Origin of the sequence: Pseudovibrio sp. Tun.PSC04-5.I4 (assembly GCF_900104145.1) — a bacterium.
Classification (GTDB): Bacteria; Pseudomonadota; Alphaproteobacteria; order Rhizobiales; family Stappiaceae; genus Pseudovibrio.
This window is the reverse complement of sequence record NZ_FNLB01000006.1, coordinates 1,250,808-1,275,051: the sequence shown is the minus strand read 5'-3', so window position 1 is coordinate 1,275,051 and position 24,244 is coordinate 1,250,808. Positions and strand designations below refer to the sequence as shown.

The 24,244-nt window shown below is 49.1% G+C and carries 28 protein-coding genes and 4 tRNA genes; 18 read left to right on the top strand and 14 right to left on the bottom strand.

Annotated features, from left to right (window positions below; translation table 11 throughout):
* Window positions 1-103: 103 nt before the first annotated feature.
* On the top strand, window positions 104-265 hold the full coding sequence (locus BLS62_RS31025; protein ID WP_159436520.1) for a hypothetical protein: 162 nt from the start codon (window positions 104-106) through the stop codon (window positions 263-265).
* A 793-nt stretch (window positions 266-1,058) separates the two neighbouring features.
* On the opposite strand, the gene BLS62_RS10865 is transcribed toward BLS62_RS31025, so the two are convergent.
* A complete protein-coding gene (locus BLS62_RS10865) occupies window positions 1,059-2,105 on the bottom strand; it encodes a DUF4875 domain-containing protein (RefSeq protein WP_159436518.1) in 1,047 nt (348 codons plus the stop codon).
* A gap of 267 nt (window positions 2,106-2,372) precedes the next feature.
* Here BLS62_RS10865 and BLS62_RS10860 point away from each other — a divergent pair, with 267 nt between their 5' ends.
* From BLS62_RS10860 to BLS62_RS10805, 13 genes are all read left to right on the top strand, one after another.
* Complete coding sequence (locus BLS62_RS10860; protein WP_093180452.1) at window positions 2,373-2,921, top strand: hypothetical protein; 549 nt, start codon at window positions 2,373-2,375, stop codon at window positions 2,919-2,921.
* An 82-nt stretch (window positions 2,922-3,003) separates the two neighbouring features.
* Window positions 3,004-3,603, top strand: coding sequence for a 3'-5' exonuclease (locus BLS62_RS10855; RefSeq protein ID WP_093180450.1), 600 nt, complete (start codon window positions 3,004-3,006; stop codon window positions 3,601-3,603).
* Window positions 3,600-3,887 (top strand): hypothetical protein, encoded by a 288-nt coding sequence (locus tag BLS62_RS10850; RefSeq protein ID WP_093180447.1) that lies wholly within the window; start codon window positions 3,600-3,602, stop codon window positions 3,885-3,887. Before BLS62_RS10855 ends, BLS62_RS10850 begins: the two co-directional genes overlap by 4 nt.
* Before the next feature lie 33 nt (window positions 3,888-3,920).
* Window positions 3,921-4,136 (top strand): hypothetical protein, encoded by a 216-nt coding sequence (locus tag BLS62_RS10845; RefSeq protein WP_093180445.1) that lies wholly within the window; start codon window positions 3,921-3,923, stop codon window positions 4,134-4,136.
* 1 nt (window position 4,137) lies between these two features.
* Complete coding sequence (locus BLS62_RS30740) at window positions 4,138-4,362, top strand: hypothetical protein (protein WP_143521537.1); 225 nt, start codon at window positions 4,138-4,140, stop codon at window positions 4,360-4,362.
* A gap of 38 nt (window positions 4,363-4,400) precedes the next feature.
* Window positions 4,401-4,667: a DUF2312 domain-containing protein gene (locus BLS62_RS10840; RefSeq protein ID WP_093180442.1), complete on the top strand. Its 267-nt coding sequence runs from the start codon at window positions 4,401-4,403 to the stop codon at window positions 4,665-4,667.
* A complete protein-coding gene (locus tag BLS62_RS10835) occupies window positions 4,667-5,101 on the top strand; it encodes a hypothetical protein (protein WP_093180440.1) in 435 nt (144 codons plus the stop codon). Before BLS62_RS10840 ends, BLS62_RS10835 begins: the two co-directional genes overlap by 1 nt.
* Window positions 5,101-5,583 carry a hypothetical protein gene (locus BLS62_RS10830; RefSeq protein ID WP_093180437.1) on the top strand — a complete coding sequence of 161 codons (483 nt, stop codon included), beginning with the start codon at window positions 5,101-5,103 and terminating at the stop codon, window positions 5,581-5,583. The genes BLS62_RS10835 and BLS62_RS10830 overlap by 1 nt, the downstream gene beginning before the upstream one ends.
* Complete coding sequence (locus BLS62_RS10825) at window positions 5,583-6,161, top strand: hypothetical protein (RefSeq protein ID WP_093180435.1); 579 nt, start codon at window positions 5,583-5,585, stop codon at window positions 6,159-6,161. Before BLS62_RS10830 ends, BLS62_RS10825 begins: the two co-directional genes overlap by 1 nt.
* Complete coding sequence (locus BLS62_RS10820; RefSeq protein ID WP_093180433.1) at window positions 6,161-6,796, top strand: hypothetical protein; 636 nt, start codon at window positions 6,161-6,163, stop codon at window positions 6,794-6,796. The genes BLS62_RS10825 and BLS62_RS10820 overlap by 1 nt, the downstream gene beginning before the upstream one ends.
* On the top strand, window positions 6,796-7,374 hold the full coding sequence (locus BLS62_RS10815) for a hypothetical protein (RefSeq protein ID WP_093180432.1): 579 nt from the start codon (window positions 6,796-6,798) through the stop codon (window positions 7,372-7,374). Before BLS62_RS10820 ends, BLS62_RS10815 begins: the two co-directional genes overlap by 1 nt.
* 129 nt (window positions 7,375-7,503) lie before the next feature.
* Window positions 7,504-7,752, top strand: coding sequence for a helix-turn-helix transcriptional regulator (locus BLS62_RS10810; protein ID WP_093180429.1), 249 nt, complete (start codon window positions 7,504-7,506; stop codon window positions 7,750-7,752).
* On the top strand, window positions 7,743-8,780 hold the full coding sequence (locus BLS62_RS10805; RefSeq protein WP_093180426.1) for a tyrosine-type recombinase/integrase: 1,038 nt from the start codon (window positions 7,743-7,745) through the stop codon (window positions 8,778-8,780). Before BLS62_RS10810 ends, BLS62_RS10805 begins: the two co-directional genes overlap by 10 nt.
* A gap of 64 nt (window positions 8,781-8,844) precedes the next feature.
* Here BLS62_RS10805 and BLS62_RS10800 read toward each other — a convergent pair.
* Window positions 8,845-8,921 (bottom strand) — tRNA-Arg (locus tag BLS62_RS10800).
* Window positions 8,922-9,000: 79 nt separating this feature from the next.
* A complete protein-coding gene (locus tag BLS62_RS10795) occupies window positions 9,001-9,306 on the bottom strand; it encodes an ETC complex I subunit (protein ID WP_093180423.1) in 306 nt (101 codons plus the stop codon).
* Window positions 9,307-9,860: 554 nt separating this feature from the next.
* On the opposite strand from BLS62_RS10795, the gene BLS62_RS10790 reads away from it, so the two are divergent.
* Entirely contained in the window at window positions 9,861-11,351 is a 1,491-nt protein-coding gene (locus BLS62_RS10790; protein ID WP_093180420.1) for an inorganic phosphate transporter, read from the top strand.
* Between the two features lie 369 nt (window positions 11,352-11,720).
* On the opposite strand, the gene BLS62_RS10785 is transcribed toward BLS62_RS10790, so the two are convergent.
* The 4 genes from BLS62_RS10785 to BLS62_RS10770 all read right to left on the bottom strand — a co-directional run bounded on the left by BLS62_RS10785 (window position 11,721) and on the right by BLS62_RS10770 (window position 13,275).
* Window positions 11,721-11,797 (bottom strand) — tRNA-Pro (locus BLS62_RS10785).
* A gap of 22 nt (window positions 11,798-11,819) precedes the next feature.
* Window positions 11,820-11,896 (bottom strand) — tRNA-Pro (locus tag BLS62_RS10780).
* Between the two features lie 23 nt (window positions 11,897-11,919).
* A tRNA-Pro gene (locus BLS62_RS10775) sits at window positions 11,920-11,996 on the bottom strand.
* Window positions 11,997-12,384: 388 nt separating this feature from the next.
* Window positions 12,385-13,275 (bottom strand): tetratricopeptide repeat protein, encoded by an 891-nt coding sequence (locus BLS62_RS10770; protein WP_208990811.1) that lies wholly within the window; start codon window positions 13,273-13,275, stop codon window positions 12,385-12,387.
* Between the two features lie 604 nt (window positions 13,276-13,879).
* Between BLS62_RS10770 and parE the strand changes: the two genes are divergently transcribed.
* From parE to BLS62_RS10755, 3 genes are all read left to right on the top strand, one after another.
* Entirely contained in the window at window positions 13,880-15,973 is a 2,094-nt protein-coding gene (gene parE, locus BLS62_RS10765; RefSeq protein WP_093180417.1) for a DNA topoisomerase IV subunit B, read from the top strand.
* Between the two features lie 208 nt (window positions 15,974-16,181).
* A complete protein-coding gene (locus BLS62_RS10760) occupies window positions 16,182-17,639 on the top strand; it encodes a DEAD/DEAH box helicase (RefSeq protein WP_093180414.1) in 1,458 nt (485 codons plus the stop codon).
* 110 nt (window positions 17,640-17,749) lie between these two features.
* Window positions 17,750-18,808, top strand: coding sequence for a GGDEF domain-containing protein (locus BLS62_RS10755; protein WP_093180411.1), 1,059 nt, complete (start codon window positions 17,750-17,752; stop codon window positions 18,806-18,808).
* A 15-nt stretch (window positions 18,809-18,823) separates the two neighbouring features.
* Here the strand turns inward: BLS62_RS10755 and BLS62_RS10750 are convergent, their stop codons facing one another.
* The 7 genes from BLS62_RS10750 to sufC form a co-directional block, all read right to left on the bottom strand.
* Window positions 18,824-19,231, bottom strand: coding sequence for a TfoX/Sxy family protein (locus BLS62_RS10750; protein WP_093180408.1), 408 nt, complete (start codon window positions 19,229-19,231; stop codon window positions 18,824-18,826).
* Window positions 19,232-19,346: 115 nt separating this feature from the next.
* On the bottom strand, window positions 19,347-20,006 hold the full coding sequence (tenA, locus tag BLS62_RS10745; RefSeq protein WP_093188761.1) for a thiaminase II: 660 nt from the start codon (window positions 20,004-20,006) through the stop codon (window positions 19,347-19,349).
* A gap of 46 nt (window positions 20,007-20,052) precedes the next feature.
* Window positions 20,053-20,430 carry a HesB/IscA family protein gene (locus tag BLS62_RS10740; protein ID WP_093180405.1) on the bottom strand — a complete coding sequence of 126 codons (378 nt, stop codon included), beginning with the start codon at window positions 20,428-20,430 and terminating at the stop codon, window positions 20,053-20,055.
* 66 nt (window positions 20,431-20,496) lie between these two features.
* Window positions 20,497-20,892, bottom strand: coding sequence for an SUF system Fe-S cluster assembly protein (locus BLS62_RS10735; RefSeq protein WP_093180401.1), 396 nt, complete (start codon window positions 20,890-20,892; stop codon window positions 20,497-20,499).
* A gap of 5 nt (window positions 20,893-20,897) precedes the next feature.
* Window positions 20,898-22,145: an aminotransferase class V-fold PLP-dependent enzyme gene (locus BLS62_RS10730; protein WP_093180398.1), complete on the bottom strand. Its 1,248-nt coding sequence runs from the start codon at window positions 22,143-22,145 to the stop codon at window positions 20,898-20,900.
* The gene (gene sufD / locus BLS62_RS10725) at window positions 22,142-23,425 is read right to left on the bottom strand and encodes a Fe-S cluster assembly protein SufD (protein ID WP_093180396.1); all 1,284 of its coding nucleotides are present in this window, start codon (window positions 23,423-23,425) and stop codon (window positions 22,142-22,144) included. Before sufD ends, BLS62_RS10730 begins: the two co-directional genes overlap by 4 nt.
* Window positions 23,426-23,440: 15 nt before the next feature.
* A complete protein-coding gene (gene sufC / locus BLS62_RS10720) occupies window positions 23,441-24,193 on the bottom strand; it encodes a Fe-S cluster assembly ATPase SufC (protein WP_093180394.1) in 753 nt (250 codons plus the stop codon).
* Between the last annotated feature and the right edge of the window lie 51 nt (window positions 24,194-24,244).

Here is a 24,244-nt window from a genome sequence, read left to right as displayed (position 1 = left end):
ACTATCCTCAAAGATTTCGCTGACAGCGCTCAGGCAGTCTTACAGACTGTCTGCCAGAACATTTCCGGGCAGACGAACCACAAAGCGCAGCCGAGGCTATTTGATGCGAACAGAAAAATGGAATTTGGAAAAACTGGAACGCGAAGCAAAGCTGCAAAAAGGTCAGAGCGGGCAAGACGCAACCACCGCCATAAAGGCGCATCGGTTTGCAATAGGCTTTGCGGAGATTATCAGGCAGAAGGGACATGATCGCCCTCCTGCCTAACAGGACCACCATCGGCCTTTGCTTTCTTCCAATTGAAGAGAGATCGATCCAGAGAAGCCCCTTTGGCACAGGCCAACTTCTCCATTTCATTAAACCAAGCAGCGGGGAACCTATTATGAGAGATCGCCATAGATACCGCGGAGGCCTGAACCCCCAAGCGTTCCTGAATTTGAGCTCTGCCCAATTCTTTAACAGTGATCTTTGCTACATTCATAACCACATTAAATTCACAAATAATGAATTATAGCAAGATACACTTTTAGAAAATGTTCATTTATTGTGAATTATGAGACTTTACGGTATGTCCCTAATGAATGAATCAAATGCAGAAATCGTAGCAGAACGACTACTCTGGCTAAGGAAGCACTTCGACCTCAGTCAGCGAGAGTTCGCTCAAAGCATTGGCGTATTAAACACCCAGCTAAACAACTGGGAAAAAGGCAAACAACGCCTCTCACTGCAAGGTGCATTAAAAATCAACTCAGTTTATGGCACATCTCTGGATTTCCTCTTCCTCGGAAGAGCTGACACGCTACCGCACAATTTAAGAACGGCTTGGGTATCCAGACCACGCGAGGACAATTCTAATTCATCTAACGAATCGCCAAACTCGCAAGCATAAGCAAGCAGAACCAACAATCTTTGCTCATCGCCCATGATAAGTATTCCTTAATATCTATTTTAAACAAAATAAATATCCATATGCATTCGTTACACTTTGATGCAACAATAGAAAAAGAGACATTACCGAGGCAACATCCCTTTAAATACACATCATGATTAGACTATTAGATTAACGACAGTATTCGAAAAACGATAAACACAACTCCTCTTGAACATCATCAAACAAGACTTCAAGTGTGTAAGGTAGTTTGATTCCTTCAAACGCATTTGAAAAATCAACAGTCGTATATTCTGGAAATACATCAAAGTTCTGAGCATCAATCCCAAGAACCCTGGAGATGCGCCGCTTCAACCCTGCATGATCTGTCACCATACCCAGATCGTCTATAAACTCCCAACGCTCCCTCATATAAACTTGATAATATTCATAGGCCTCTGAGTTTAAATGCTGATCAGTTGCAACCACATACCAAGCTTTGTCTACTAACGGTGCCTTTTTAGGATCTGGCGCATATATAGCCATAGCCACCAACCTATTAATTTCGGGATAGTCCAGACCGCCTAGGTAAAGATCAACCTCAACCTTACTCACCCCCAGTCGCTGCTGCAGACCTTTTGCAACGTGAACAGCAGTTGCAGCCCTCTGCTCAGCAGACCACATTTTACCTCCCGCCTCGATTAAACCAACAGAAATAGCCCGCCTTTCATACGGACCCGAAAAAGACACTTCGTAAAGCTGTGTTGGCACGAGGTGTGACTTCAAAATATCAACGCCCCCCTCAGTCAACACAACCTCCTCATAGCCAGGCTCCAGACATTCTCCCTCAAGATAGTCGACAGCTCCATCTAACTCTTTCGCATCAAACCTCAAACGCCAAGCTCTGGATTTCTCTATCGTAAGCCCACCAAGAACCTCAGATAACTCCTCGACAACCGGAACCACAGGCTCCCCCCTTAACCCAGCCACGACCCAAGCTGCATACCCATTGTAATTACGCCAACCAAACTGGATGTGCCTCCGTGCATGATTATCAACCTGCACCTCCAGATATTGGCTGCCCAGCTCAGAGCGCACCTCCGGGTCGTAACGATCCTCAAACTGAAGCCCAAGACGAAACTCTGGAACTATACGGCGTTTGCACCCAATCAACAGCGACACACCAGCATCCACTCCGCGCCGTTCAGGAATGAATACCAGCGCGTCCAGCCCATCCATCGGACTCCGAACCTCCCAAGCCAAGGAACCTTGAACACCACAAACCAGCATATAAAATGAAATAATTATAAACCGCATTCCCCACCTCAATTACAGCCTTTGAAACGCAAACATCATCAACTCAAACACCAAGGAAGCAAGGGAAATTGCCAGCGTTTTTTTAGTCAAAAGAAGTAAAATTCATTTTTTATGAATTATTAAATTGACAATTCATTATTAATGAATTTATCTTACCTCCATCAGCTAATCGCTTTTGGAGGTTTTTTCATGCCGCACAACTCACAGAACGCCATTTCAGCTACCGCGTGGGGCCATTTGTACACCACTGCACTGGATGCAATTAAAAGCGCATCCATTGATGCCAAAACTCATTGCATCGGCACACCGCTCCCACTCGCCTATCAGGTCAAGCGCTCAAAAATCGAGGCAATGATCAGCGAGCTGGAAGAGCTGGACCCGCGCAATATGGACGGGTCTATCAACCCATACCAGCTGGCCACTCATACTGAACAAAAGCCGGAACCAAACCAATCACAGCCCTTTCGGCTCGGAGATAGAGTGTATTGTCGGCATCTGCGCACCACGGGCGAAATCAAGTCCATTTCTTTTCATTCAGATCAAGACCCGGAAGCCCGCATAGTCTCACTCCATAACGGCAAGCTCACATGGAACTGGGTCAGCATGAACGATCTGGAGCCACCCCTAAGCCGAAAAGATACGCAGGACAGCACCACTGCCTCCGTAGGCACCGCCGCAGCCCCTCAAGCGCTTCACACACTGCCCTTTATCAAATCAGCTCCCCAATCTGTCGCTTAAATCCCCTCGGAGCGACAGATATCAGGCGCGGGCAGCCTCCCTCCTCACTGCCCGCGCCTATTTTTCTCATCAGGAGAGCACCATGCTTATTCGCGCAATTGATTTTGAAACAACCGGCTGGTCCGAAGATCCAAATTCTGAGATCTGCGAGGTCGGGTATACGGACCTCATTTTCTACCCATGCCACCCAACACCTTTTGCAATCGGCAGCCCGGTTTCTTATCTGGTTAACCCCGGTCACCCTATCCCTGAAGCTGCACAGAAGGTTCACGGCATCACAGATGATATGGTGAAAGCCAGCCCGGACCCAGTAACGGCCCGAAAGCACCTGACAGCCAGCATTGAGCCAGATAGCATCTTTGCTGCCCACTACATCGATTTTGAGCAAGCCTTCTTTAAGCCCGCTGAATTTGAGTGGATCTGTACATGGCGCTGCGCAAAGGTTCTCCTCCCGCAAGCGCCACGGCACCAACTGCAGGCCCTTAGTGAGTTCCTCGATCTAAAATCACAGGAAAGCTTCCAGCAGGAATATGCGTCTCCACTTCATCGTGCGGGCCCGGATTCCTACATTTGCGCCCACCTTGTGCTGCGGCTTCTGGAGCTTGCCACTCACTCATCCCTTTTAGAAATTTCCAAACGCCCAGCCTCCTCTTTTGAGCGCAGTAAGGAGACCGCCGCATGACCACGCCTCACCTCGCGATCGTTCCCAGCCACAAAAGGCACCACCCGCAAACTGCCCAATTCCCGGTCCTGCAACCTGCAGAGCACCACGGCCATAAACTGCTGGACCATATCGCTCCCAGCTTTGGCGAAATCGCTTTGAAGCGCGAAGACCTGAAAGAAGTTTTGCGCTCAACGCCAGAAGATCCAGCCGCGATAACGCAGCAAATCCGGAACCTGCAGGACTTCTATCTGGACGGCTGGAAAAATTGCCAGAACGCCCTCAACAAGCTCGGACGGGGTTAAGGCATGCAGAACAGTAAAATACGATGCAGAAAGATGACTGAGCTTGAAGTAGCGCACACCGTAGATGCTGGCGAAAATGTGCCCACCGTCGAAGTCCCTAAATCATCACTTCTGAAAGTGGTGCGCAAGCTGGATTTCAATGCCCCCGTTCCAGATGCCGAGTTCGCAGCTGCTTTTGATGACCTACGGGCTGTGTTCACCCCAGATGAAGTCGCATTTGGAAACCATCCATATAAAACCGGAGAGTGAAGTGAGCCGATTAGATCTACCACGCTGGCTAGCGGGGCATACTAGAGAAGCCTTGCTAGCAGCATCAGAAATGCCGAACGCAATTGCTCAGAAAATGGGCTTCCACGGGTCGGATAAAGTGATGGACAATTATGCTTTGGATTTTGCGGAAAAACTTGAAGGCGTTGCAGCAAAAATTCGTCGCGATGTGGCTCGGGCTCAAACGCATGAGCGGCAGATAACCTAACCCCCCTTCCACTCTATTGAAATTATGGGATAAATCACATGGCAGATGCAGGCGGCGTTGCAGTCGATCAACTCAAAGCTTTCATTGAACGCGTTGAGCGCTTGGAAGAAGAAAAGAAGGTCCTCGCAGACGACATCAAGGATGTTTACGCAGAGGCCAAAGGCAACGGTTTTGACGTGAAAGTCATGCGCAAAATTGTCTCCCTTCGCAAAATTCAACCACACCTCCGCGAAGAAGAAGAGGCCGTCCTCGATCTCTACCTCCACGCCCTCGGCATGGCTGGACCAGATGCGGAGGCTGAGTGATGCAACCGAAGGTCGAGCGGTATCTCAAAGACGAGGATATGAACCGGATTGACCATGCTCTCGGCCATCCAGTTGACCCGATAAAACCAACATACCGGGAACACTTCGCAACCGACGACCAAAAGGAGAAGGCTCAATTCAGAGCCTCTCCCTTCTGGACGGGAGGTCAGACCTCCGGAGACATGGCTTTCTTTTTTGTGACCAAACAAGGACGGGCGGCACTTAAAGAGCACCTGCAAAGCATCGGCGACAAAACCCGTCTTTTCAACGTTTCCATCACCTATGACCGCGAAACCTTTTCCGACCTGGTTCCAGCTGAAACACACGGGAAAGCGCGTTACTCGAAATACCTGAGCTTTACCGATTGCATCGACATGCCCTTTGGAAAGTTCTGCAAAATCAGTTCAGTCCAGATAGCGAAGGAGGCTGCATAGTGTCTTCATTTCCAACAGATCGCCCTCACAGTGGACTGCCCAAAATCAAATTAGCAGCCTGCGAGGATATTCTAGACAGCGTAATGGCTCATTTGCCAGAAGACGATGAGCGCAGCGAGATTCTGGAACAGCTGACCCAATCCGCAGACTGGGATGCCTACAAGTTTGCCAAGAATCTTGAGAGAGATCATTACTGGGAGCCGGACTTTGAACTAGTCGAAACGCTCGCAGGGTATTCAACCTATAGCGCTCTAAAAACCGCTGTAGAGCAATGGGTCGCATTCCACAAAATCAAAGTTCCATTTGAAGTCGGAAACAAGATTACCGCCCGTGGTGACGAATGTAATATCGTCTCAATAGACCACAAGGCTGCAACAGTGATCGCCCAGCCAACAGGCCCTAAAGGTCAGCGTTACGGCGACACAGGCGGCTACGTCATTCCTGTTGAGGACGTTCAACTCTCAAAGCAGGAGACTGCCTGATGCCAAAGGAAAGAGTTTTCTATCACCACCCAGACGCAGCTGAATACAAAACAGTGACGCTCACTGGCTGGTGGTCTAGCAATGGGCACTTTTACGGCGACGATGAGCACATGGCCCGATGGGCTGGCTGCACGCACCAAAAATGTGAGTGTGGCAGATACATGAGCAAGAGCTGGACCAAGTGCGACACATGCAGAGACAAAGCAGACCATGAGAGATGGTTAGTATTACCTCATGTAGATTGGAATGGAAACGAACCTGTTTATTGCGAAGTTCTGGAAGAGTATTTCTTCAGCGACAGCAGCTTGCTTGATGATCTGGAATATCGAGATACCAAAGCTGAAGATTTGCGTCTAACCATCTGCGAACCCATAACGCCTCGCTTGATCGAGTGCGATAATTGGGTAGATGAGATTCCAGAGGATCAGGAGCTCGGCGAAGTTTGCCCTGAACTTGCCGTTCTAGTTGGCGCAGTGAACAACTACATAATCAAATATAAACCAATCTTTTCATGGCGACCCGGAAAACAACGAACCTCTATCAATCCACGCGAGTATCAAACTGAGGGGGTAGCGTAATGGCACATAAGCCAATCCTCTTCTCCACTCCAATGGTCCAGGCTCTATTGGAAGGTCGTAAGACACAAACCCGCCGAGTGATCAAAGGCGTTCGCAAAGACAACAGCTTGCTCGTGGAAAAGCCCACCAAGACCAGAATGGGTATCTCCACCCATGTGATCGATGCGCCTGAGCTTGGACTGCTACAATACTCTAAGGGCGACCTACTTTGGGTTAGAGAAACTTGGGCGCAAATCGAAGAAGTAGAATGTGGGTGCTCTGAATTCTGCTTGTGCCCTCAAGTCGGCGAAGTGCGTTATCGGGCCACAGTCGGCGATGACGAACGCAAATGGAAGCCATCAATCTTCATGCCACGCCAACATTCTCGCCTCACGCTTGAAGTCACTAGTGTTCGGGTTGGGCCCCTGCGGATCATCAGCGAAGAAGACGCGAAAGCCGAAGGCGTTAACGCGATCGGAGCTGAAGACGGACGAGACCCGGACAAGCGCTCCTTTGTGTGGAGCTTCCAAATCCTCTGGGACAGCCTGAATAAAAACCGTGGCTACGGCTGGGATACAAACCCATGGGTGTGCATTCCCGAATTCAAAGTTCATCACTGCAATATTGATAGCTTTAACCAACAGGAGCGCTCCTGATGCCCCTTGCAGACCAAACCCGCTTGATCCCATTAGCTGGCACAGATTACATCAATCTGGATCATCCGGAATCCTCAAAGGTCTCGTGGCGCTCTTTGGGCACTCTCCTTGCCCGGATCCCAGCTCTGCCAAACCTAACTGACCAGTTTATCTCGCAAGCACAGCTCAACTTACTCGCTGCACAGTTCACGCCCCGCGAGCTAAAGCCGCTGATCCTGTCTTCTGGCTTGCATACGATCCTCTCCGAGCTGGCTTATCTGGAAATAACCGAAAGCGCTGGCCAAACTACATTGAAAAAACCTACTGGCGTATTGTGTGAGATCCCAAAGGCCTTAGCAGCGCTCATCCCAAGGCCTGCAAAAATATCCGCTGCTGATACCACCAAACTCAACGGGATCAATGAAGCAGCCAGAACCACGTTCCTCAACCACTTTTCAGACAGAAACGTAAATAGCCCCGCACTGCCGGTGAAACATCGGCTGGTGCCGCTCTCAATGGAACATGCAGCAACAGAATGGGCCAGCGAGATGGAACACAGCTGCAACCACCCAAGCGTGAGCTTTGGCACAGCAGCCTGAAGGTCATCTCCACGCAGCCCACAAATAGGCATCAACATGAACACTGCGTTTCTATTGCTCGCCCAATATGCAGGCAAAACAACCAATGCAGCCAGTTGGCTGGCCCAACGAACTTAGGAGGTAAGGAATTTGAAAAGGTTGCTTAGCAAATCAGAGTCCGCGGGGTATTGCGGACTATCCGTCTCCGGGTTTCAGAATTGGATTGATCAGGGCATCATGCCCCATGCTCTCAAAACCGAAACGGCTAATACTCTCAGGTGGGACAAAACTGCAATTGACCGGGCAATAGACCAAATGTCAGGTTTTAAGAAAGACGCAGCGGGTGCCGATAATGAAAACCCACTGGATGCGTGGTTGGAAGGCAAAAAATGCGCGTAAGGTTGAAGGGTATAAAGAAGGCAACATCGCGCGGGCAAGTCTACTACTACGCGTGGACAGGCGGCCCTCGGCTTAAAGGCGAGCCGGGATCACCGGAATTTGTAGACAGTTATAATGAGGCCCACAGGAACGCCAAGCAGAAGAGGAAGACCGATACCGTCGGCGGACTGCTCGTACATTACAAAGGCACTGAAGCCTATAAAGGCCTGAGCGCTCGAAGTAAGGAAGATTACGTGCCAATCTTCAAGATGATAGAAGCAGACTTCGATGATTTCCCTATAGCTGCATTTTCAGACCGGCGAACAAGGGGCATTTTCAAAGCCTGGAGGGATCAGCAGGCCCACACTCCGCGCAAAGCTGACCGTATGTGGTCAGTCCTCAAACGAATTATCAATGTGGCCAAGGATGATGGCTTGGTCACACTCAACCCATGCGACGGTGGCGGCAGGTTGCACAAAGGCACTCGAGTTGAGTTTATCTGGTCGAAAGATAAAATTGATTTAGTAAAGGCGAGAGGCTCGAAGGAGATTGTTGCCGCGATGGTCCTTGCAGCCCAGACAGGGCAACGCCAGGCCGACCTGCTTCAACTTCTCTGGTCAGACGTTGACCACGACCATATCAAAATCAAACAAAATAAAACCGGCAAGAACGTTCGGATAAAGATCTCAAACGAACTGCGACGGATGCTAGAACTGATCAAGCTTGACCAGTTTTCAAGCGGCAAGCTCTCAACGCACGTTCTCACCAACACAAGAGGTAAGCCGTGGACAACCGACGGCTTCCAGTCCTCTTGGGGCAAAGCAATCAAGAAAATCGGAATTGAAGGGCTCCAGTTCAACGACCTGCGGGGAACAGCGGTAACCACATGGGCAGAAGCTAGAGCGACTGTTCCAGAGATCGCGGCACTATCCGGGCACAGTTTGAAGGATGTGGAAAAAATACTAGAGGCGCACTATCTGAGTATGTCTCAGCGCCTCGGTGACAAGGTCATTTTGAGGCTGGACCGTGAACAGAATGATGGGATTTAGGAAAACATTCTGGAAAACAGTCAAATCAGAAAGGTCTTGACCTATTCTAACTCATTGAAAGTAATGGTGATCCCTGCTGGATTCGAACCAGCGACCGTCGGCTTAGAAGGCCGGTGCTCTATCCAGCTGAGCTAAGGGACCACGTTGCTTAAGGGCGATTGTCCCGCCCCTTGCGTGAAACGTTCATAAGGCGTTTAGAAAATAATCTCAATGCAGAAACTTAATGAGTCCACGGAGATAATCGGTCAAACCGGAAATTATCTGAATAAACGGTCCTGCGGTGCTTGCGCGTGCTCTCTTCATCCACACGATAGGTGATCTGTTTGCGTGTCGCGTAAGCTACAGCTTCTTCTTTGGTCGAGAATTTCAGTTTAATCTGCTGCTTCATGTCAGAAGAAGATGTGTAACCCATCAACGGGTCAATGCTCTTAGGTGCTTGGGGATTGAACTCAAGCACCCAGTTGTTTGTTTTGGCAGTTCCAGACTGCATTGCAGTTTTGGACGGGCTGTAAATGCGAGCAACCATGTGACCTCTTTTTCCTCGCAGCAGACAGAAGCTGTTGATGCTGTCCTACGAATTACCAGTTCGACTATTTCTTCTCCAATTATGGCATTGCTGTCAATGCACTTGACTAAGCTATACCAGTATCTCTTAGGTAAATAACTATAGATGCAATAATTGCGGCTTTTAACTGAGTAATACTTTACTTCGTACCGGGCGATTAAAATTAAAAATTTGTGATGTTTTCGTGATATTTCTGGGACTAGTTGTATCTCTGAAGTTTAAGGGGATTTTTAACTTGAAATATACCGGCGAGAAAACTAGTTTGCGCCCAAACTGAGTGGTCAATGGAAATAAAAGTAAGTGAAGGTAACTTCTGCAGATGGAGTTTTCGGATCCCTTTATCTTCCGGGCGGCTCCGTGGGCGGCGTTCATAGCCTCTTTGAAACCATACGCACTCGCATTTTCCGACTCATTGGCGGAGAATGCTGGATGCTTACAGGCAAAATCAGCTTAATGCTGACTGCCAGGTGCGTAAGAAATTACGCGAATAAAACGTGGCGAAAAAAGTATACAGCATGTCAAACCTAAGAAAAAAGCCAACTCTAGACAAAGACTTAGAAAAGTTTAGCAGATTAGAGGTGGCCGGCAATGCAATGGCTCGTCCATTGATTGCTCCTGCGGTCGCATTTGTTTTCCTTATGTTCGCGATGGCGATGGCTGGCCTTTACGTATCCGGGCAACCAAACGCCCTGATCGTTGTTGCTGCAGCCGGTATCGGCGCTTATTTGGCAATCAATATTGGCGCTAATGATGTCGCGAACAATGTTGGCCCTTCTGTTGGCTCCAAAGCCCTCACTATTGGCGGTGCGCTTCTCCTTGCTGCTGTGTTTGAAAGCGCTGGTGCACTCATAGCAGGTGGTGATGTCGTTAAAACCGTCTCCAAAGGCATCATCGACCCAACATTGGTCGCTAATTACACTGATTTCGTAAAGCTGATGCTTGCGGCACTCATCTCTGCCGCGGTTTGGCTTAATCTGGCAACCTGGATTGGTGCCCCCGTCTCAACAACACACTCTGTTGTTGGTGGTGTTATGGGCGGTGGCATCGCAGCTGCCGGCTTCGACGCGGTAAGCTGGGATACAATGTCTGGCATTGCAGCGAGCTGGATCATCTCCCCAGTCCTTGGCGGTGTCATTGCTGCTTTGTTCCTGGCCTTCATCAAGTCTTTTATTATTTACCAGCACGACAAGATAGCAGCCGCCCGGCGATGGGTGCCTATATTGATTGCTATTATGATGGGTACTTTTGCGACCTACCTTGCAATGAAGGGCCTCAAGAAAATCGTCAAGATTGATATTGAGATTGCTCTTCTTCTTGGCGTTGTGGCATTCGTTCTGGCAATCGGTATTTGTCGTCCGCTGATTCGCAAACAGTCCGAAGGCATGGAAAACCGGAACCAGTCTCTTCGTACATTGTTCCGCTGGCCTTTGATTTTTTCTGCAGCCCTTTTATCGTTTGCACATGGCGCAAACGACGTTGCAAATGCAATTGGCCCCCTCGCCGCAATTGTGCACTCCATTCAGGAAGGTGGCATTGCTAAGGCAGTGACTATTCCGCTTTGGGTGATGCTGATTGGCGCTTTCGGAATATCGTTTGGCCTGATGCTCTTCGGTCCTAAGCTGATCCGCATGGTTGGTGAGAAAATCACCAAGTTGAACCCAATGCGCGCTTTCTGTGTGTCCCTCTCTGCAGCGATTACCGTGATCGTTGCATCCGGGTTCGGACTTCCAGTGAGCTCTACTCATATTGCTGTGGGTGCGATCTTTGGTGTTGGCTTTTTCCGTGAGTGGTACACCATGAAGTCCAAGCGCCGCGTTGCTTTTGTTAAGCAGCAAACGGGCATGGAAGGTTTCAGAGAATCTCAGGTGCGTGAAGATGAAAAACGCCGCATGCTTGTGCGTCGCTCTCATTTTATGACGATCATTGCAGCGTGGGTTGTTACAGTACCTGCGGCGGCGGCTTTGTCAGCGTGTTTGTTTTATCTATTGGATCTGCTTATCTTCTGAGGGAGGTCCACAGTTCCCAATAGCTCGAAGCCCGGTGGATTGCCTCCCCCGGGCTTTTTCTTTGTCTGCACACGTTTGAGCTGCCTTACAGAGCACAGAGCACAGAGCACAGAGCACAGAGCACAGAGCACAGAGCACAGAGCACAGAGCACAGAGCACAGAGCACAGAGCACAGAGCACAGAGCACAGAGCACAGAGCACAGAGCACAGAGCACAGAGCACAGAGCACAGAGCACAGAGCACAGAGCACAGAGCACAGAGCACAGAGCACAGAGCACAGAGCACAGAGCACAGAGCACAACAAATAAAACAGCGTACGCCGCTGTCTACATTCTAAATTGAATTATGAAGAGATTACTTGGGAGGAAATGGTCGGAGCAGCAGGATTCGAACCTGCGACCCTCTGGTCCCAAACCAGATGCGCTACCAGGCTGCGCTATGCTCCGATCAATTCGGCGGTTGTGTTGATGGTCGGAGCAGCAGGATTCGAACCTGCGACCCTCTGGTCCCAAACCAGATGCGCTACCAGGCTGCGCTATGCTCCGATCAATACAACCGATGTGATAAATGGTCGGAGCAGCAGGATTCGAACCTGCGACCCTCTGGTCCCAAACCAGATGCGCTACCAGGCTGCGCTATGCTCCGACAAAATCACCTCAACGCCGTGGCGTCTTCTTGAAGCAGGTATATAGGCAGTGTTTTAAAGCTTGGCAATAGCGTTTTAGAGTTTTTCCCAAGACATACGACAAAAAAGAGATCTTGATGTTTCGCTGTTGAAAACACTGAAATTTCAGAGACTTAAACCGCACCCATGCAAACGCATAAAACTTTAGGATTTCCGCTAGTCAGCACATAAAAAAAAGGGTGAGCACAAAAGACTCACCCCAAGTTTATTCCAGAGACCCGCAAGTGGATCTACAATCGCCAAACAGAGGTCAATAACAAACATGAATATTGAACTCATGTTTTAATTTACAAAAATATCCTGCGAGGTCAAGTGATAAAAGCCAAGAAATATAAAATTTTGGATGGATTAGTTTGTAGATGCGACGAGGCTACTACGTTTATTCAGCCATTCATCAGCCCATTCCGCAGATTTGCGGCGCTCTTGCTCTGATGCAAGCGAAAATGCTTTTTCGTGCAGTGAGATGATCCATGCATCTTTTTCACCGCTGACAATTTGCCGGCGAGCGAGCGTCATCCACTTAAGGCCGGTTATGCGTGCTGATGTCAGTTCTTCTGTAAAGAAGAGAAGTTCGCCAAATTTTGCCTGAGCACCCACATGACCTTTAACTGCGGCCAGTTTTAGCCAACGTGCGGCTAGTCGGTTGTCGTGATCCGGCTGCTCAGAATCCAGATACATAAGGCCTAAACTGTATTGAGCATCTGCATCACCAAAATAGGAGGCCGCATAAGTAAAGATCTCACGCGCCTTGTTTGGGTTCTGTTTTACTGCGGTGTCACTGATACCGGTCTGGAAGTAATGACCAAGCTCGACCAGAGCGCTTGCCACAAAGGGTGCGGACCTTGCTTTCGGACCTTCAGAGGAATATTCACGGACGACCTGCGAGAAGTACTGGAAGGCTTGTAAGTCATCTTCTGGAACACCATCCCCTTGAGCATACATTCTACCTAGTTTCCAGGCAGCCATGGGCTGGCCATTTTCAGCAGCGTAGCGAAGTGGTGAGAGTGCCTTATCCTTCTCTCCAGAGTAATAGGCTCGCGCGCCATCCCGCAATGCTTGTTGCGGTGTGATATTTGCCATCTGATTGACGGCTTCCATGGCACTCTTTTTTGTGTCGAGTGCGTGAGCATGTCCCAAGATAAGAAGAGTGAGGATGGAGGCACATCCCAAACTCGTCGCAAGACGCGTAAATGCACCGCGATGCATTGCCACTTCATCTTTTAACAGAGCTACTTTCAAAATGCCTCACTTGACCGTTGTAGTTAGACTACTGGTTCTGACTTCTTGCGCTTTCGGTGCCTAAGTTCTCCCGAGGCTATGAAATGCAAAAATGTCAATTTTGGCTCCAAAGGTGATGTATCTTCAAATTGTCACAAATAATCTTACAAATGCCTAGCTTCTCGTCCGCTTAACAAAAAAACCACACAGTTCGACCACCTCTACAACACGGACACGGACACGGCAAACTACCCAATTTGACATGAGTGAGCCAGTGTCAGTTTCTACCATTCCTCTCACTGCGAAATGCTGTTGCATGCTCGCAACATTTCGCAGTGAGAGCACGCTTTGGCTGTGTATGCACAGTGCAAATACACGGAGTGTTTCATACAAGCTCCGTTATTTGACGTTTGTATTTTCGCCGGGAATGGCGCATATGGCTTGCCCTAGAGCTTCAATTGGATTGGTAGTCGTAACGGGTATGCGTCAAATCGTGCAAAAACGCGCTTACCCACAAGGAACAAGAGTAGAACGCTGGCAGAATTTTGCCCTTTTCTCTTAGTCCTGCAAGACTGCCATTCGATTCGTTTGCTGTGAAAGCACAAAGCCAAATCAAAGAGGTATGATGAGCTCGCGTGATGATCTGTTTGCAAGTGTTGCCAAATGCGTGGAAGATTTAACCACCGCTTCCAGTGACATTAAAAGAAAACAAACTTCAGCTCCAAGTGCGCCTGCTTCCTCTGCAAAGCCCTCTCCTGCGAGAAAGGCTCCCGTGGGTGCGAGCGACGGCACGGACTATACGGCCGCTGATATTGAAGTGTTGGAAGGGCTGGAGCCTGTTCGTCGGCGTCCTGGTATGTATATCGGCGGAACGGACGAAAAAGCTCTTCACCACCTGTTTGCCGAAGTGATTGACAACTCCATGGATGAGGCCGTCGCTGGCCACGCCAGTTGGATCGATGTCTCCTTGGGTGATGATGGGTATCTGACGATTACAGATAATGGGCGCGGCATTCCGGTCGACCAGCACCCTAAATACAAAGATAAGTCTGCACTTGAAGTCATTATGACGACGTTGCATGCAGGCGGTAAGTTTGACAGCAAGGTCTATGAGACATCCGGCGGCCTTCACGGTGTCGGTATCTCCGTTGTGAACGCTCTTTCCGAAGAGCTTGTTGTGGAAGTTGCTCGTAACCGTAAGCTTTACCGCCAAACGTTCCGGCGTGGCCTTGCCGATGGTGGACTGGAACTGGTTGGTGATGTTCACAATCGCCGCGGTACAATGGTTCGGTTCAAACCAGACGCTGAGATTTTCGGTAAGACACTCAAATTTGTACCTGCCCGTCTGATGAAGATGGCTCGTTCCAAAGCCTACCTGTTTGGCGGTGTAGAAATTCGCTGGCGCTGTGCTAAATCGCTGACGAGTGACGCGAACGGCGTTCCAGAAAACGCGACATTCCACTTCCCGGGCGGTCTTAAAGATTATTTGAGTGAAGCACTTGGACAGGAACGACGCGTCACAGACGAAATTTTTTCCGGTCGGACACAGGCAACCGGCAAACATGGTTCTGTTGAATGGGCTGTTGCATGGTTTGCTGGTGACGGCTTCGTCAACTCCTACTGTAATACTGTCCCCACTCCAGACGGCGGAACGCACGAAACCGGGCTTCGCTATGCGCTGTTGCGCGGGTTGAAAGCTTACGGCGAGCTGATTGGCAATAAGAGAGCTTCTATCATCACAGGGGATGATGTGCTGACGTCCGCCGCTGCGATGCTGTCTGTTTTTGTTCGTGAACCGGAATTTGTTGGCCAGACCAAAGACAGACTGGCGACCAATGAAGCGACGCGCATTGCAGAAAATGCTGTTCGTGATGCGTTTGACCATTGGCTAACGGCCTCCCCTAATCAGGCAAACAAGCTTCTTGAATGGGTACTTGACCGTGCTGATGAACGCCTTAAGCGGCGTCAGGACAAAGATGTTGCCCGTAAAACCGCTGTGCGACGGCTTCGGCTTCCCGGCAAGCTGGCGGATTGCTCCACCAGCAAGTCTGAAGGAACTGAATTGTTCATCGTGGAGGGCGATTCTGCGGGCGGTTCAGCAAAGCAGGCTCGGAACCGTGCAACACAAGCCATCCTTCCACTGCGCGGTAAGATCTTGAATGTAGCCAATGCTGGCCGGGATAAGTTATTGGCAAACCAACTGCTTTCCGATCTTATTCAGGCATTGGGTTGCGGTACACGATCCAATTATGATGATAAAGACCTGCGTTACGAGCGCATTGTTATCATGACGGATGCAGATGTGGATGGGGCGCATATTGCGGCGCTACTGATAACGTTCTTTTATAAAGAGATGCCAGGCCTTATCCATAATGGGCACCTCCACCTTGCAGTCCCCCCGCTTTACCGCATCAGCCAAGGCGGGAAGACACTCTACGCAAGAGACGACGAGCACCGCGAAGAGCTTTTGAGAACCAGTTTTAAAAAGAACGGCAAGATTGAAATCGGCCGTTTTAAAGGACTGGGGGAGATGATGCCATCTCAGCTGAAAGAAACAACCATGGACCCGAAACGCAGAACACTTCTTCAAGTGGTCATTGCTGAAGATGCAGTGATAGAAACCGGACATGCAGTGGAGCAGTTGATGGGTAATAAACCCGAAGCAAGGTTTAATTTCATTCAGGAACGAGCAGAATTTGCAACGGATCTAAATATATAGAACTGGCCTAATTCTGCAGCTTTTGCTTAGTTAAGCACAAGTTAGCGCTTCCAAACCTAGGCATAACTTGAAGGAATATATCGGTTATGCTGCGGATTTTATTGACAACGCTGCCTATAACTGTAGTGTTCCGCCAAACTGGTGGGAGAGACCTGTAACCCATACGGATTCCAGCTTCTCTCCTCATATATCGCAAAGAACATGAAATATGTCGTTTTCCACTCTCGGACTTAGTGAGAAAGTACTCGCTGCTGTAGAAACATCCGGCTATACAGAGCCAACAGCTATTCAGGCTGCAGCAATTCCTTACGTCTTGGAACGCCGGGACGTGCTCGGTATTGCTCAAACCGGAACCGGGAAGACGGCAAGTTTTACATTGCCGATGATTACTCTTCTGGAAAAAGGCCGCGCTCGCGCACGTATGCCAAGAACACTTATTCTTGAGCCAACCCGTGAGCTTGCAGCGCAGGTCGAAGATAACTTTAACCGGTACGGTGCAAACCACAAACTAAACGTTGCCCTCCTCATTGGCGGCGTTTCTTTTGCTGAGCAGGACCGTAAGCTTGAACGTGGCGCTGATGTTCTTATCGCGACCCCAGGCCGGTTACTTGATCATTTCGAACGCGGTAAACTGCTGCTTCAGGGCGTGGAGATTCTGGTTATCGATGAAGCTGACCGTATGCTGGACATGGGCTTTATCCCGGATATTGAACGTATCTGTAAGCTCATTCCGTTTACACGTCAGACACTGTTCTTCTCCGCAACAATGCCGACAGAGATTCAACGCCTGACAGATACCTTCCTGCAGAACCCTGCGCAGATTGAAGTTGCTAAGAATTCTGTTACTGCCGATACAGTTACACAGCGTATTGCTGCATCAGACTCCGAGGATTATGACAAGCGCGCGAAACTCCGTGAACTAATTGAAGGCGCAGAAGACTTACAGAACGCGATCGTTTTCTGTAATCGTAAGCGTGATGTGGCCACACTCCTGCGCTCCCTCATTCGCCACGAGTTTTCCGTTGGCGGCTTGCATGGTGATATGGACCAGCGGTCACGCATGACTATGCTGGACAACTTCAAGAAGGGAACGATCAAGGTTCTCGTTGCGAGTGACGTTGCAGCTCGAGGCCTAGATATTCCGTCTGTAAGTCACGTATTCAACTTTGATCTCCCGATTCACTCAGAAGACTATGTTCACCGTATTGGCCGCACAGGACGTGCAGGCCGAGAAGGAACAGCTATTTCCATTGTGACCGGCAAGGATGAGAAAGCTCTGAAAGCTATCAATGAGACCATTGGTAAAGAGCTTGAGTGGATTGGCGAACCAATGGACTTTACTGCTGCTGCTGAAGAGAGAAAGTCTCGCCGCCGTACTGCCCGCAATGACAAGAGCAAAGCTCGCCCGCGTAAGGTAAAGGCTGAGCCGCAAGAAACACCAGAAATTCAGGCGGTTGCTGTTGAAGTTGTACCTGCCGGCCTTGAGGAACAACCAACCGTTTCTGCTGCTGTAGAACCTCAGAGAATTGCAGAACCTCAGAGCCCTGTGCGCCCAAGAGGCGGACGTCGTGTTGCAGTACAGAAAGATGAAGCTATTTTCCGTAACGCAAGTCACATTCCGGCGTTCCTTTTACGTGGAACTCGTCCCAAAGTTCAAAGCCGATAACCCATTTTTCTGAGGTTAACCACTGGTTAGGTGTATCCCATTAAATTTGCTAATGTTAAATTAGCTTACTAATAATGGGGTAGCCCTTTCCGTGACGCGGTGATGCAATCATGAGTCAAGAAGACGAGTTCAAGCGTACTATCGTTTATGCAGACAGTGCGCTCGATTACATCAAAACCAATAAGCTCCCAGCGTTTCCACGCAATTATGAGCTATGGTATTCTTACGCGTCCGGTTTCAACCGTGCGTTAAACCGCACCATAAATAAAATTCTTGCGCGAGACGGTAAAATTTCTCCCGGAGATACTCAGAAGATCTACAATCGATTTCTGTCTCCCAATCGCCTTGGCGAGCGGATTGACGAAGTTGGTGATAAGATATCTGAGGAAGTGCGGGAACTTATTTCTGCGCTGGATCAAGGTACTCTCAAGACCACTCGGTATGGTGAAGAGCTCGCCAAAACGCTGAGTGCGCTTGAGAATGTAAGTGACCAAACCCAACTGTCCAAACTGGTTATTAGCCTTGCAAAAATGACGACTGAAACTGCTGAGAGCAATCAGGAATTGCGTGAACAGCTGGTTGATTCCCGGCGGCAGATCGGCGTACTTCAGGAAGGTCTTGAGGCCATCCGATATGAATCACTGACAGATGAGCTTACAACTCTGAACAATCGCAAGCACTTTGATCAAAGCCTCGTTCGCTCTGTCAAAGAAGCGGAAGAGAGCCACGCTCCCCTCTCCTTGCTAATTTCAGACATCGACCACTTTAAGCAGTTTAACGACAATTATGGCCACCAAACTGGTGATCAGGTGTTGCGTCTGGTTGCTTTGGCTGTGAAACATAACGTCAAGAACAGCGATATTGCCTGCCGTTATGGCGGTGAAGAATTTGGCATTATTCTGCCGCGTACTACTATAGAAGACGCTAGGATCATTGCGGAGAATATTCGTAGGGCCGTTGTTGCCAAAGAACTTGTAAAACGTTCTACCGGTGAGAACCTGGGCCGGATCACGATCTCAATCGGAATTTCAACCTTCAGAGAAAGTGATAATGCTGAGAGTATGATCTCTCGTGCTGATCTGGCGCTTTATGCTGCTAAAAAAGCTGGCCGCAACCTTGTGAAAGCCGAAGAAGACAAAAAGATCCCTTCTGTCACACAGGTCGCTTAATCAGCGGTTTTCAGATCAAAAAATGAATGTATTATGGGCGACCAAAATTATGCCGGTCGCCTTTTTATGTCGGCTATCGAGACGATCTGAGATTTTTGAAGTGGTCTGATTTTCCGTATGACGGATCGCTTTTTCCATCCATCTGGCAAGCCCACCTTGGTCAACTACGACATCTCGCGGGACAGAATAGAAGTTCGTTGGGAAGTACTCCCCGAAACATTGATGGATATAGGGAAGCTGGCCCATTAAAAGAAAGTCAGCGACATTGCCAGAGCCTGCTTTCAAATAAAGCGATTTTTCACGCACAAGCGCAAATATCTTACCGTTGACGTAATAGCCATGACCACCAAACATCGGCCTGCAGCGGATTTTTTCTAAAAAATCGGGCCGGTTTTCTGGCGTGAAAAATATAGATAAAGACATAAATGGCACCAAATAGAATAATTAAATAAAAACTTTGCAGCATCTCATCGGTTATCGACAAGGAGATTGCGCATTTTATCCATACACAGAATTGTGAAGTCTTCCTTTTGGTGGATTATAACTCCAGGCCCATCTGCCAGAAATTGGCCTCAAGTCTAGTAGCCTCACGGAATACTCTAGACAATTGGACGTAACGAGCCTCTGTTGCATACAGAGCACCTAGCTCGTCTATCTCTTTAACTGCGTCTGCCGCCAGCTCTTGATACTCATCACTAGAATATTCGCGAATCCATTCTGCATACGGGTTCTGTGCGCTTAACGCTCCCTCTTGCAGAGCCAGTGCCGCGCCAATCTCGCCATAGCCAATAGCACAAGGTGCGAGGGCGACTTTAAGGTCGAGCATATCGCCCTTCATTGCCGTATCAAGAACGTATCGAGTGTATGCCAGATTGGCAGGGTCTTCCGGTGTTGCAACAATATCAGCTTCTGACAGCCCCCAAGATTCACAAAGTCGGATATGAAGCCCCATCTCTGTGTCCAGAATGCCTTTAGCAGAAGAAAGACATTTGCGCATTTGCGTCAGGTCCGTTGATTTGTACACGCCAAGAGCATAGGCACGGGCAAACTCAATCAGAAACAGGTAGTCTTGGACAAGATATTTTTTAAAGGAGGCAATAGGCAGTTTGCCATTCCCAAGCCCTTGAACAAATTCGTGCTTGGTATAGCTATGCCATGTCTCTAGATTATCGTTTTTTAATGAATTAAACAGAGACATGACATAGCCACCCATTGCCATGCCCGGGTAAGGAACCCGGACTTACTTAGTTTTTTAGCGCAAACTTAGATAGATCAGCCGGCAGTAACTCTACAGATTCACCGCAACCACAAGCAGACACTTCGTTTGGATTTTTAAATATAAAGCCAGAGCGGAACTTAGTGGTTTCAAATCCCATTTCCGTTCCAAGCAAATACAGAGTTGCAGCTGGATCTACAAAGACCTTTACGCCCTTGTCTTCCACCACATCATCACCAGCTTTGACTTCTGAAACCAAACCCAGCTCGTACTCCATGCCAGCGCAGCCGCCGGTTTTAATAGAGACACGAATACCCAGTGGATGCTCTTCATTAGCATCCAGCAGAGCATGAATGTGCTGCGCCGCTTCGTCGGTTACTGATAGCACCTGAAATGCTGAGGTCATATTACGTCCTCCTTGGACACTCCAATTGAATTGAAGTGCCCTTTTGCTTAAAGCGCGCTTTAAACCTTAGAAGAAGTTCAATGCAACGCGGGCTTCGTCAGACATACGGCTTGGATCCCACGGAGGATCAAAAACCATATCAACCTGAACGGTGCCAACGCCCGGCACTGAATTCACTGCGTTTTCTACCCAGATCGGCATTTCGCCAGCAACTGGACAACCCGGAGCTGTCAAGGTCATATCGATTTTGACGGCTCTGTCATCTTCGATATCGACTTTGTAGATCAGGCCAAGTTCATAGATGTCGACCGGAATTTCCGGATCAAACACAGTTTTAATAGCCGCGATAATGTCACTCGTGAGAGTTTCCAGTTCTTCGACCGGAATGGCTGAACTCTGAATAATCTCAGGAGTTGTCAGAGGTCCGTCAGAGAACTCGCTTGTTTGTGTGTTATCTGTCATCCGTCCTAACCAAACATCATTTGCGCTTTACGCAAAGCTTCTACTAAGCGGTCAACTTCTGCATGGGTGTTATATAACCCAAAACTGGCACGACATGTACTTGTTACGCCATAACGCGCCAGCAATGGCTGAGCGCAATGGGTTCCGGCTCGTACAGCAACGCCTTCCCGGTCAATTACCATTGAGATATCGTGGGCATGTACGCCTTCAATCTCAAAGGAGAAGATAGCGCCCTTCCCCTTAGCATTCCCGAAGATCTTTAAGGAATTGACTTCCTTCAAGCGTTGCTGCGCATAATCACGCAGGGAAGCCTCATGCAATGCAATGTTTTCGCGCCCTAAAGTATCCATATAGTCAAGCGCAGCCCCTAATCCAATAGCCTGGACGATAGGAGGTGTGCCTGCCTCAAAACGGTGCGGTGCTTCAGCATAGGTAACATGACACTCGGTCACGTCTTTAATCATCTCACCGCCACCCTGGAAAGGGCGGAGGTTGTTGAGGATTTCCTTTTTGCCGTAAAGCGCACCAATTCCGCTTGGACCATAGAGTTTGTGGCCTGTGATGACAAAAAAATCACAATCCAGATCCTGTACGTCAACAGGCATATGGACAGCGCTCTGTGAGCCATCGATAAGGACTTTCGCGCCGCGTTCATGTGCCAAGCGCGTCACTTCCTTTACAGGAACGACAGTGCCAGTCACGTTGGACATCTGTGTGATTGCAACAAGCTTGGTGCGATCTGTCAGGAGTTTCTCGAACTCCTCCAGCAGAAACGTCCCATCTTCTGCAATTGGCGCCCACTTGATGACAGCGCCTTTGCGCTCTCGCAGGAAGTGCCAAGGCACAATGTTGGAGTGATGCTCAAGAATGGAGATGATGATTTCATCGCCTTCCTGAATATCGTCTTCGATACCATAAGAAACCAGATTGATGGCTTCAGTGGTGGATTTTGTGAAGACAATTTCATCAACACTTGGTGCATTCAGGAAGCGGCGCGTGATTTCGCGTGCCGCTTCAAAGTTTTCTGTGGCCGTGTTTGACAGGTAATGCAAACCGCGGTGCACGTTGGCATACTCTTCGGTATAGGCTTTGGTGATCGCATCAATAACCGCTGTCGGCTTTTGCGCAGATGCACCATTGTCCAAATAAACCAAAGGCTTGCCGTAGACTTGCGTCGAGAGGATCGGAAAATCTTTCCGAACTTTCTCCACGTCATAAGCCGTTGTTACAGCAATTTTTTCTACCTTGGTCATTCGCTTACCAAATCCTCAGCGCCGAGCCATTTGCGGGTCATTGCTTCCAGAATCTCAACTGAACGCTCTTCTTCAAATTCTTCAATCGCCTCAGAAAGGAACGCCAGAATGAGAATTTTACGAGCTAGATCTTCGGGAATACCGCGTGCCATGAGATAGAACAGCAGGTCTTCGTCAATGTCGCCGGTGGTTGAACCATGAGCGCACTGAACATCATCTGCAAAGATTTCCAGCTCAGGTTTCACATTGATTTCAGAGGTATCACTCAAAAGGAGTGATTTGATCATCATCTGACCGTCGGTCTTTTGAGCGCCGGGCTCAACAATAATCTTACCTTGGAAAACAGCGCGGGCTTTGTCATCAACCACTGTGCGGTAGTATTCGCGGCTATCACATTCAGGAACAGCGTGGTTCACATAGAGTGTAATATCAGCATGTTGCGCGTCTTTTAGCAGAGAAATTCCACGCAGACCTGCGTGGGTTCCCTCACCTTTGAGCTCAACGAAAAGCTGGGCACGGGAGAGTGCGGCACCTTCGTTATAGATGAAGTGCTGGAAGTTAACTTTCGCTCCCAGTTCAATGCCAAGCGTCTCGATATGCTGAGCTTTTTCAGATTCGACCTGAAGCTTAAGCCAGTGAATATCCGCGTTATCGCCAACGTTGATCTGCGTGAATGCGTTGGATTGATAATCCGCTGCGCTTTCACCTTCAAAGCTTTCGATAAATAGTGCTTTTGCGCCTGCGCCAATTTCAACGCGTGTGCTGGAGTAGGAGCTGACCTCAGTTCCATCTGTATAGCGAACGATCTCGATTGGCATTTCGATCTTGGCATTGTCTGCCACGGTGATCTCAATGCCGCCCTGAACCAGAGCCTGATTGAGGCTGATCATCGCGTCTTTGGCTATTAGCTCAGAAGCGACAACACCATCAGTCGCTGTGACCGTCAAGCCAGCAAGCTCTTGATTTGACGACAGTTCTGGAACGTAACGACCATTGACGATCGCGATCCGGTGCGTGCCTAAACCACCTGCACCTTGCAGTGCATCTGCCTTGGGAGCAGACTTTGCGGCCAGCGCGAACGCATCTCTCATCTTTGTGCGCAGATCGGTATAATGCCACTCTTCAACGCGGCGATGCGGGATGCCTTTTGCTTTAAAAGCGTCCCACGCGTCTTTGCGTTGAATTGCGTTATTTTGCGTTTTATCTGCAATAATTGCGTCGAACTGAGTGTTTAAGCTCTGTTCGGCTTTCGTCTCTTGAATCTTTGCCGGAGCATTCATGGGTTACCCTTCCGCTCAAGCAGCTTCTTCGCCGACGTATTCAGCATAACCGTTTTTCTCCAGCTCAAGAGCAAGCTCTTTACCGCCGGTTTTCACGATCTTACCTTTGGACAGGACATGAACCACGTCCGGGATGATATGGTCCAGAAGACGCTGGTAGTGCGTGATCACGATCATGGAGCGATCCGGGGAGCGAAGCTGATTCACGCCTTCGGAGACAACACGCAGCGCATCGATGTCCAGACCGGAATCTGTTTCATCAAGAACACACAGGGTTGGTTCCAGCAAAGACATTTGCAGGATCTCAGCGCGTTTCTTTTCACCACCGGAAAAACCAACGTTCAGCGGGCGACGCAGCATGTCAGGTGTAACCTTCAATGCTTTGGCTTTTTCGCGAACGAGCTTCATGAAATCAGGTGTAGAAATTTCATCTTCACCGCGTGCTTTGCGCTGTGCGTTCAAAGCAGTCTTCAAGAAGGTCATGGTCGCAACACCGGGAATCTCAATCGGGTACTGGAACGCAAGGAACATGCCGGCAGCGGCCCGCTCGTGTGCGCTCAGCTCAGCCCAGTCTACACCATTATAGGTGATGGAGCCCTCGGTGATATCGTAGTCGCTTTTACCTGCCAAAACGTAGGACAAGGTAGACTTACCAGAGCCGTTCGGCCCCATAATCGCGTGTACTTCACCCGGGCGAACGACCAGGTCAATGCCGCGAAGGATTTTATTGCCATCAACTTCGGCGTGCAGGTTTTTAATCTCAAGCATCTATCGTTCTCGTCTTTTCAATTCGTCAATAGGTTTGATGCAAGCGCGTTG